Origin of the sequence: Chromobacterium piscinae, from assembly GCF_021129175.1 — a bacterium.
In the GTDB taxonomy this organism is placed as follows: Bacteria; Pseudomonadota; Gammaproteobacteria; order Burkholderiales; family Chromobacteriaceae; genus Chromobacterium; species Chromobacterium piscinae.
On the sequence record NZ_JAJOHV010000171.1, the window covers coordinates 1 to 1,277 of the forward strand.

The 1,277-nt window shown below is 70.5% G+C and carries 1 protein-coding gene; it reads right to left on the bottom strand.

What is annotated here, in order from left to right; all coding sequences use genetic code 11:
• Positions 1-244 precede the first annotated feature (244 nt).
• On the bottom strand, positions 245-1,277 hold a 1,033-nt coding region (locus tag LQR33_RS23900; RefSeq protein WP_231470730.1), incomplete at its 5' end, for an efflux RND transporter periplasmic adaptor subunit.

Here is a 1,277-nt window from a genome sequence, read left to right on the forward strand (position 1 = left end):
CGGCGGCGCCGTGGACGCGGTTTTGCGCCTGGGCCTGGTCCAGCCTGGCCAGCGCCAGCTGCAGCGTCGGGCTGCGGGCCAGGGCGTCGGCTTCCAGCCGGTTCAGATCCTCGTCGCCGAACATCCGCCACCAGTCGCGCTTGGGCAGCGCATCGGCGGGCGCGGCCGGCAGCCAGCCGNNTCGGGGCCGACGGCGCAGCCGCTCAAGGCGGCGGCGATCAGCAGAGAGAGCGCGCGCATCGGCTTACTCTCCCTTGGCCGGGGCGACGACGCTGACCGGTTGGCCGTCGTTGATCGAGTCCGGCGGGTTGACGATCACCCGGTCGCTCGGCTTCAGGCCAGCGCGGATTTCCACTTCATGGCCGTAGTCGGTGCCGACGGCTACCGCTTGCAGATGGACCTTGCCGTCGGCGCCGGCCAGCGCGACGCGAGGGCCCTTGGCGCCGAACTGCAGCGTGTTGGTGGGCAGGGTCAGGCTGTCGCCGGCGGGCAGCTTGAACGAGGCGTCCACATACTGGCCCGGCATCAGGCCGTGGGCGGCGTTGGCCACCGTCACCTCCACCTGTAGCGTGCGGGTGGACGGATCGATGGCGCCGGCGGTGCGCGCCACTTTGCCGGAGACCGGATGACTGGGGGCCTCTTGGCGCGAGATGCGCACGGTTTGGCCGACGCGGATGTCGGCCGCGCGCGATTGCGGCACGTAGGCGTACAGATGCAGCTTGTCGATCTGCGCGGTGGCGAACAGCGCTTGCGCGCTGCCGCCGTTGCCGGCGTTGACCAGGCTGCCGGTGTCGATGTTGCGGCGGGTGACGATGCCGTCGAACGGCGCGACGACGCGGGCGAAGTCCTGCTGGTCGCGCAGCCGCTTCAACTCGGCCTCGGTTTGCTGGTAGGCGGCCTGCTTCTCGTCGAACTCCTGCTGCGACACCGCGTCCTGCGCGCGCAGCGCCTTCCAGCGCAGGTAGGCGGTTTTGGCCAGGCTGAAATTGGCCTGCGCTTCCTGCACTTGCTTGTCGATGTCGGGGATGTCCAGCTCGGCCAGCAGCTCGCCTTTCTTCACCGGCTGGCCGATGTCCTTGTACCAGCGTTTGATGTAGCCGTTGGTGCGGGCGTAGATCTGCGCCTCGGCCATGCCTTGCAGCGTGGCGGGCAGCGTCAGCATGGCTTCGCCGTGCCCCTGGCGCGGCGTGACCACGCTGACGGTCAGCGCCGCGTGGCGGGCCGCTTCGCGGGCCAGCGCCTCGGCGTTGGCGTGGCGGACCAGCAGCGTGCGGCCA